Source organism: Actinomadura kijaniata NBRC 14229 (assembly GCF_001552175.1).
Lineage (GTDB): Bacteria > Actinomycetota > Actinomycetes > Streptosporangiales > Streptosporangiaceae > Spirillospora > Spirillospora kijaniata.
In genome coordinates, this window is record NZ_BCQR01000271.1 from 1 (window position 1) to 8302 (window position 8302).

Genomic DNA, 8302 nt, shown 5'->3' on the forward strand with positions numbered 1-8302 from the left:
CCGGGCCGAGGATCGCGGTGTCCAGGCCCGCGGCCGTGACCGTCGCCGCCGCCAGCGCGATGGTGAACGCGGCGGGCAGCGCCCACGAGACGGGTGCGGTCGCGGCGAGCGCGGGCGCCGTGGCCGCCGCCAGGAGCAGCCACGGCACCGTCCGCGCCGACCGGGCCAGGGGCCCGGCCACGGCGGCGATCGCGACGGCCGGAACGGCCGTCCACGCCAGCAGGGCGATCGGGTCGGAGCCGACCATGTTCCAGCGGAACAGCAGCAGGTGGAGCCCGCCCTGCACGGTGACGGCGACCGCCGCGCCGCTCGCCGCGTAAGCGGGCAACGCGGGCCGCGCCACCGCGAACGCGTCACGCGACCCGAACCGCGAAGACGATCCGCCGACGCGAACGCGACCGTTCAGGTCGGCGCGTCCCCGGTCGGAGCGCGCCGGGGTGGGATGCGCCGGGTCGCTCTCTTCGGGGCTCGGAGTGGTTCGGGGGACACCGATGGCGACGACCGCGAGTACGGCGGCCGCGACGCCCGCGACGATCAGGGCGCTGTCCGGTGTGTCCGTGAACGCCGCCGCCACCTGGGCGGCGGCGGCCAGCCCGGCCAGCGCCGCCACGTGCGGCCAGACGTACGCGCGCGGTCCGGCCGCGGACCGGGGCAGGACGAGGAGCGGGCCGCCGAGGGCACCCGCCAGCACCATCGCCGACGCGAACACCGGAACACCCGGGACCAGCCCGGCGGCGGCGACCAGCAGAGCGGCGAGGCCGCCCGCCACGGCCGTCATCCTCGGCGCGGGCACACGGCGCGCCAACCTCAGGACCAGGGGAACCCCGAGGCAGGCGAGCAGCAGACCGGTGAAAGCCGTGTAGGAGACCGCGTCCCCCGGCATCCCGACAACGCCGCCGAGCGCGTCGGTCAGCAGCAACACCGTTCCGGCGAGCAGAGGCCCGGCGGCAGCACAGGCCAGGACCGCGGCACGGCACACCACCGCACGACGACCACGCGTATGCGTGCCCATGCTCACCCCTCCCGTTCCGGGATGGACGCCACGCCCACCAGCCCGGACCAACGGCTCACTCCGATGCCGCCGAGCACCACCGCGCGGCGGTCCCGAACGGACGCCGACACGGTCCGGCGGCTTCTTCCGGGGACCCCGAGCAGACGACCGACCACAGCGCGGACCAAGAGCACGGCGCAGGCCAACAACACGGCACGGGCCAACAACACGGCACGGGCCAAGAGCACAACACGGGCCAAGAGCACAGCACGGGCCAAGAGCACAGCACGGGCCAAGAGCACAGCACGGGCCGAGAGCACGGCGCAGGCCGAGAGCACGGCGCAGGCCGAGAGCACGGCGTGGGGCGGGGCCGCGTGGCGGTCGCGAGTGGGGGCGCTCGTGTTCGCCTCGCTCCTTCGCGAACGGGCGCCGAGCGGAGAGCCTCCGGTGGCGCGGGCCGGGAGCACGGCGTGGGGCGTCGCCGGGCGGTGGGGGTGGGTGGGTGTGCCCATGGTCAGCCCTTCCGTTCGGGGACGGTCGGCTCGCCGGGTTTCAGGTAGCGGTCCAGTGCCGCCAGGTCCACCGGTCCCGACCGGCGGCTTTCCAGGAACGTCCGCAGTTCGTCGCGGTCGTAGCCCGCGCGGCCGAGGTGTTCGAGGAGTTCGTCCAGTCCCGGCGCGGGGGTGGGGGCCGGTCGGCGGCGGCGTGCCGCCCGGCGGCCCAGGGACAGCCGGACGCCGAGGAGCAGCAACAGCGCCGCGAGGACGTTCGCGCCGAGCAGGCCCCAGGGGTAGGTGCTGAAGGAGGTCGTGAACGGCACCGTCCCGGCGAACCGCCCGCCCACGACGAACCGGCCGGACGAGGCGCGCGGCAGCTCCACCGGGATCCGGTAGGTGGCGGTGCGGCCCGGCTGGATCGTGCCGGTCCCGGGCGCGGCCAGGGACGAGTCGGGGGTCGTGCCCGCGCCCCAGCCGACGACCAGGGGCGCGTCGGTGATCGGTCGGGTGCCCGCGTTGCGGACGCGCAGCACCAGGGTGCGGCGGGGTCGGCCGCCGAACATCTCGCCGCGTCCGCCGCCGCCGGTCAGTTCGGCGCTGACGATGTCGGCGCGGACCGGGGCGACGTCCTTCCGCACGGGTCCGGTCGGGTGGCCGGGCAGCGTCAGCGGTGCGGTGGCGGTCGCCGGGGGCCCGGCCGTTCCGGGGAACGTGGCCACGCGGACGACGCAGGGGCAGGAGGCGGGCGGCGCGCCGACGGTCAGCCCGGCCTCGAACGTCCCGGCGGGCGCGACCATGGCGGTGACCGCGCGCGGGGTGTCGCAGTCGGCGGAGCCGTGGACCGCGTTCGCGCCGCACACCTCGACCTGCACGGTCGAGCCGGGCGCCCACGCGCTGCCCCGGACGCGCAGCGACGTGCCGGCCGGCGCGCGGCCGGATTCGACGCTCACCCCCGGTTCGGGCGCGGCGGCGTGCGCGGGCACGGGCGTGAGGACCAGCAGCAGCGCCGCCGCCGTGGCGCGCGGTCTCATCCGCGCCCCTCGTAGGACGGGTCGGTGTACCGGTCGGAGGCGGCCGGGGGCGTCTCCGGGAGCAGGCCCGCGCGCCGCCGCCAGCGGTGGATCGCGCGGGGCAGCGCCGACCAGGTCAGCAGCACCGCCCCGGCCAGGGCGAGCAGCGCCGCCCACGGCACCGCGACGAACCCGGTCCGGGCGTGCGCCGTCACGCCGTCGGCGGCGGTCAGCTCGACGCGGACGGTGACCGCGTCCAGCGGCGGCGGGCCGTTCCAGGGCAGGTCGACGACCGTGGACTGGCCGGGCAGGATCTCCGGGAGCCGCCGGGCCGGCCATTCGGCGACGGTGCGGCCGAACAGGCCGGTGGCCCGGACCCGCGCGGTCGGGGTGATCCGCAGGTTGCCGGTGTTGACGACGGTGTAGCGCAGCGTGCCGCGGGACTTGTTCAGGACCGGGACGAGGGGTTCGCGGCGCGTGACGGTGAGGGCGTCGGCGCGGACGCCGGGCGCGGCCGGTCCCGGGACGCGCAGGTAGACGCGGGCGGCGACGGCGCGGCGCAGCCCGATGCGGGCGCCGCCGGTGCGCTGGACGGCCTCGACGGCGGTGTGGAGCGCGACGATCCCGCCGATGTGCTCGCCGGGCGTGGCGTTGTCCGGGACGGCGATCCGGAACGGGATCTCCCTGGCGGTGCGCGGCGGCAGGACCAGCGCGCCGGCGTCCAGCCTGGTCCACGCGCCGACGCCGCGGCGCGGTTCGTTCTCGGCGCGCAGCGCGAACCCGGCGTCGCGCGGGGTGTTGTAGGCGTCGGCGCCGTAGAGCCGGAACGTCAGGGGGCGGTCGGTGAGGTTGGCGACGCGGACCGAGTCGCGGACCGTCGCGCCGGGCGGCGCCTGGAAGGCGAAGTGGGGGCGGGCGGCAGGCGCGCCGCTGCGGTTGGCCGGTCCGACCGACCACGCCCCGTTGCCGGTGGCGGGCGGCGGACTGGGGGCCGCGTGCGCGGGGACGGGCGGCAGGGCGCAGGCCGCCGCGACGACGGCGGCGCGGACCGGGAAGCTCACAGGGGCCACCTCGCAGACCTGCTGTCGGGGTAGGGGCCGGCCGGACGGGGAGGTGCTGGCCACCGCCCGGCCGGGGCCGGGGCGTCCGGGATCAGGACAGGGTGAGGGTGAGGACGGCGGTGTAGCGGTCCGCGCCCGTGGCGGGCGGGACCTTCAGGTCGAGTCCGGCTCCGGCGGTGTAGGTGCCGCCGACGACGGTGGAGCCGCCCGGCCCGCCGCACAGCGTGGCGGCGGTGGCGGTGTCGAGCGGGCCCGCGCTGCCGGGGGTGACCGGGGTCGCGCCGTCCCGGGCCGCGCAGGACGGTCTCCAGGTGAGGCGGCCCGCCGGGATCCTCGTTCCGCTCGGGCTGGTGAAGTCGGTGAGCACGCCGGTCAGCGACCATCCGGCGGTGCCGCCGCGCGCGTCGATGACCTCGACCTCGCGCAGCTCGCCGGTGGCGGAACGCTCGGTCCCGTCGAGGGTGACGGGGGTCAGCGCGACCTCGCCGGGTTTCTGGGACATGGTGAGCGGGCCGCCGTTGACGGTGACCTTGAGGGTCTGCTCGCCGCACCGGTCACCGGGTTTGCCCGCGCAGCCGCCGGTGGGCGGCGGGGTGTCGGCGGTGACGGTGACGGCGGTGCGCCTGGTGACCGTTCCCTGGGTGACCGCGAGGGTGCGGGCGCCGGGCGCGGCCTCCTCGGCGACCTTGGCCGATCCGGTCAGCCTGCCGCCGGCGTCGGCGGTGGCGGTGGCGTCGGTGAGGTCGCCGGGTTCGCAGTCGGCGCCGTTGGCGTCGCACAGGGCGAGGGACGCGGCGCCGGGTTTCCAGCCGGTGCCGCCGACGGTGAGGCCCGCGCCCCGCTTGACGGTGGCGGGGGTGACGGTGACGTCGGGGCCGGGCGGTTCGCCGCCTCCGCCGTCGGTCACCCTGACCGTGGCGAGCACGGTGGGGTCGCCCTTGGGCGCGCAGTCGATGGTGGCCTCCGCGCCCGCGTCGGCCACGATCCTCAGGGCGGCGGGGGCGAGTGTGACGTCCCCGGCCCTGGTGAGGGTGAGCTCGCCGGTGGCGGTGCCGACGGGGATCGGGGCCCTGGCCGGGATCGGCCCCTGGCGTTCGGGAACGGCGATCGGGACGCTGCCCGGCTGCGCCCCGGCCACCGTCAGCGCGCCGCCGGTGCGCCACTTGTTGACCGGCAGCGGGGCGACGCCGGGCAGGTCGGAGAAGTCGGCCTCGACGGTGACCCTGTCGCCGACCTTCGCGGTCGCCGGGGCCCGCACCGTCACCGTGGCGTCGTAGGCGAACCGGGTGGAGAAGATCTGGCACGCGTAGGCGACCTTGCCGGGCTGCGCCGTGGTCGCCGCCGCGTGCGCGGCCGGGGCCGCGAGCCCGGCGACGGCGGTCGCCGCGGCGGTGGCCGCGGCCAGTCCCGGGCGTCGTGCGTTGACGGATGTCCCCATGGGTGGTGCCGCTCCTTTTCTGCCGGCTGCCGGGCCGCGGGGCCGGGCAGGTCCACACCGTGCCGACGGGCGCCGCACCACGCGCCCATGCGTTTCGCTGTGAGAAACGCAGTTTCGCAATTGCCCCAGAGTTCTCCGCGTGGCCACCCGCTGTCAAGGGTCAGGCCCCACCCGAAACAGATTCGTTTCACTCTGAGGATCGCCGTTTCCATCTACTCGGGTTAGGTTGCGGCCCCATGCGGACGCTCATACGCGGTCTCGGGGAACTGGCGGCGACGGCCGGGCTGGTGCTCGCGCTCGGGGTCACCTACCTGGTGTGGGGCACCGGCGACCACACGCGGCGCCAGCAGGCCGGACTGGCCGACGAGCTGGAACGGCGATGGCGGGCCCGCCACCTCACCGCGACACCGTCACGGCGGGACGAGGACGGGACCGTCGCGGAAACGGCCCCGCCGGCACCGGGCGGCGCCTTCACCCTCCTCCGCATCCCCCGCCTCGGAGCGAGGTACCGCTACGTGGTCGTCGAGGGCGTCTCCCCCGCCGACCTGCGCAAGGGGCCGGGGCATTACCCGGGAACGGCGCGGCCGGGCGAGGTCGGCAACATGGTGATCTCCGGGCACCGCACCACCTACGGCGCGCCGTTCCGGCGCGTGGACGAGCTGGTGCGCGGCGACGAGATCCACGTCGGCACCGCCGCGGGCACGCACGTGTACCGGGTCACCGGGCGGCGGGTGGTGCGGCCGGGCGCGATGGAGGTGATCCTGCCCGTGCCGGGACGGCCCGGACGCGCGCCCCGCCGCCGGCTGCTCACCCTGACCACCTGCCACCCCGAGTTCTCCGCCGCGTACCGGCTGGTCGTCAGCGCCGAGCACGCCGGATTCCGGGCGGGACGCGGCACCACCTGACCCATCCGTGTTACGTTCCGCTCCTGGTAACGATGTTTCCCTATGAGTGAGGTGACATGGGAGCGCATCCGCACGGCTGGTGGATCCTGCTGCACCTGGTGCTGTTCGTGTTCTGGCTCGGCGGCGACCTCGGCGTGTTCTACGCCAGCCGGTACGTGCTGCGGCCGGGCCTGCCCCCGGTGGCCCGCGCGACGGCACTGAACGTGATGAGCGGGCTGGACCTCGGGCCGAAGACCTGCCTGGTGCTGTTCCTGCCGAGCGGCGTGACGCTGATGGCGCTGGAGCCGCACGGGGCGCGGCTGTTCGGCGCGCCCGCGTTCACCGCCTGGCAGGTGGCGCTGGTGTGGGTGCTGGCGGCGGCCTGGCTGGCGGCGACCGTCGCCGACCACCGCGCGCACGGCAGGTTCCGATGGGTGCGGCGGGTCGACTGGGCGATCCGGATCGGGCTGGTCGTGGCGTTGGCCGGGGTGGCCGCCTACACGATGCTGGCGGACCGGCCGTTCGGGGTGGCGACCGATCCGCGCTGGCTGGGCGGCAAGCTCGCGCTCTACACCCTGGCGCTCGCCTGCGGGCTGGGCGTCCGGCTGACCCTGCGGCCGTTCGGGCCCGCGTTCGGCACGCTGATGACCAGCGGTTCCACGCCCGAGGTGGAGCGCGCGCTGAAGCGCGCGGTGGACGGGTGCCTGCCGTTCGTGTTCGGGATCTGGGCCTCGGTGCTGGCCGCCGCCGCGCTCGGCGTGTTCAAGCCGGGCGCGGACCTGTAGCCGGCCGGGCCGCTCAGCCGGTGTGGCCGAGCTGGGCGGAGACGCGCGCGGACGCCTCCAGCAGCAGCGGGACGTGCTCGTCCATGCGCGGCTCGAAGCGCGAGTCGGGGCCCGACAGGCTGAGGGCGGCGATGACGTGGCCGTCGTGGTCGAAGACGGGCGCCGCGATCGAGGCCGCGCCCGTCTCCCGCTCCCCCAGCGAGGTCGCGTGGCCGCGCTCGCGGGTCGCCGCCAGCTCGGCGCGCAGCGCGTCCGGGTCGGTGATGGTGCGGCTGGTGATGGCGTCCAGGGAGTGGCGGCGCAGGTAGCCGTCCACCTCGGCGTCGTCGAGGAACGCCAGGATCGCCTTGGAGGACGCGCCCGCGTGCAGCGGGTAGGGGATGCCGAGGCTGACCTCCATGCGCAGGGCCTGGGCGGGCACGACCTGGTCCACGTACATCCGGGTGTCGCCGCGGCGCACCGACAGCGTCGCGGTCTCGCCGGTGAGCTGCGACAGGCGGCGCAGCTCGGGCGCGGCCATCGCGCGCAGGTCCATGCGGGCCAGGTAGGCGCGGCCGAGCGCGATGGCGGCGTGGCCGAGGGAGTAGCGGCGGGTGACCGGGTCGACGGTGATCAGGTCGCGGCTGCGCAGCGCGGTGAGGATGCGGTGCACCGCGGCCTTGGTCAGGTCCAGCTCGGTGGCGATCTCGGTGACGCCCAGGTCGGGACGGCCGCTGCGGCCGAACAGCAGCAGCACGTCCATGGCGCGCTCCACGGCCGCGATCGACCGGCTCTGGCTCTCGGCCTCCTCGGCGACGGCCGTTCCGGTGGCCCTGCGCGGCACGGCGTTTCCCTTCCCTCGGCGGTTGGTGACCGAAGTCTAGGGCAAGTCGTTTCGCTTGGGGAAACGCAACGCGGGGCGGGTTGGCGAACGCATTGACACCCCGCCGTCCAGCTCGTTACCTTGAGCGATACAGCGTTTCCATTAATGGAACAATGGACTGGGGGGCCGGGCGTGACGGTCGATGCCGAGACCTTCCGGGCGGTGCTGGGGCAGTGGCCCACCGGCGTGTGCGTGGTGACCACCGTCGCGGACGGCGCCTGGCACGGGATGACGGCCAGCTCGTTCAGCAGCGTCAGCCTGGACCCGCCGCTGGTGCTGGTCTGCCTGGACCGGCGGCTGCGCACGCACCGGCTCGTCGAGTCCTGCGGCGCGTTCGCGGTGAGCGTGCTGGGTCGCGACCACGCGCGCCTCGGCCGGGTGTTCGCCGGGCTGGAGCCGGGCGAGCGGTTCGACGGCCATCCCTGGCGCACGGCGCGGACCGGCGCGCCGGTGCTGGAGGAGGCCCTGGGCTGGCTGGACTGCCGGGTGGCGCACGCCTATCCCGGCGGCGACCACACCATCTTCGTCGGGGAGGTGCTGGCCGGGGCGACGCCCCGGCGGGCCGCTCCCCTGCTGTTCCACTCGCGCGCCTGGGGGCAGCTCGCCGACCCGCTGCCGGACGAGGTGTCGGTGTCCGACACCGGCCTGGCGGCGGCGCTGCACCGCCGGTCCCGGCCGTCGGGCACCGCGCCCGCGCGGATCGCCCCGGCGGAGGCGGCGCGGCTGCTGGAGACGGTGCGCGCGGCGGGCGTGCGCACCCGCGTCCACCCGGCC

8 protein-coding genes are annotated in these 8302 nt (G+C 76.2%); 3 read left to right on the forward strand and 5 right to left on the reverse strand.

Features of this window, described 5'->3' with window-relative positions; translation table 11 throughout:
- The 4 genes from AKI01S_RS46985 to AKI01S_RS47005 all read right to left on the reverse strand — a co-directional run.
- Positions 1-1012, reverse strand: a 1012-nt coding sequence (locus tag AKI01S_RS46985) for a hypothetical protein (protein WP_157420686.1), incomplete at its 3' end; no start/stop codon positions are given.
- A 493-nt stretch (positions 1013-1505) separates the two neighbouring features.
- Positions 1506-2519, reverse strand: a complete 1014-nt coding sequence (locus AKI01S_RS46995; protein WP_067833171.1) for a hypothetical protein — start codon at positions 2517-2519, stop codon at positions 1506-1508.
- Positions 2516-3559 (reverse strand): COG1470 family protein, encoded by a 1044-nt coding sequence (locus AKI01S_RS47000; protein WP_067833174.1) that lies wholly within the window; start codon positions 3557-3559, stop codon positions 2516-2518. Before AKI01S_RS47000 ends, AKI01S_RS46995 begins: the two co-directional genes overlap by 4 nt.
- Positions 3560-3650: 91 nt before the next feature.
- Entirely contained in the window at positions 3651-4997 is a 1347-nt protein-coding gene (locus tag AKI01S_RS47005) for a WxL domain-containing protein (RefSeq protein WP_067833177.1), read from the reverse strand.
- Positions 4998-5233: 236 nt separating this feature from the next.
- On the opposite strand from AKI01S_RS47005, the gene AKI01S_RS47010 reads away from it, so the two are divergent.
- Together AKI01S_RS47010 and AKI01S_RS47015 are read left to right on the forward strand one after the other, a co-directional pair.
- On the forward strand, positions 5234-5902 hold the full coding sequence (locus tag AKI01S_RS47010; protein WP_067833180.1) for a class E sortase: 669 nt from the start codon (positions 5234-5236) through the stop codon (positions 5900-5902).
- Positions 5903-5958: 56 nt separating this feature from the next.
- Positions 5959-6666, forward strand: coding sequence for a hypothetical protein (locus tag AKI01S_RS47015; protein WP_067833183.1), 708 nt, complete (start codon positions 5959-5961; stop codon positions 6664-6666).
- A 13-nt stretch (positions 6667-6679) separates the two neighbouring features.
- Here the strand turns inward: AKI01S_RS47015 and AKI01S_RS47020 are convergent, their stop codons facing one another.
- Entirely contained in the window at positions 6680-7489 is an 810-nt protein-coding gene (locus tag AKI01S_RS47020) for an IclR family transcriptional regulator (RefSeq protein ID WP_067833186.1), read from the reverse strand.
- Between the two features lie 171 nt (positions 7490-7660).
- Here AKI01S_RS47020 and AKI01S_RS47025 point away from each other — a divergent pair.
- Positions 7661-8302, forward strand: a 642-nt coding sequence (locus AKI01S_RS47025; protein ID WP_067833189.1) for a flavin reductase family protein, incomplete at its 3' end; no start/stop codon positions are given.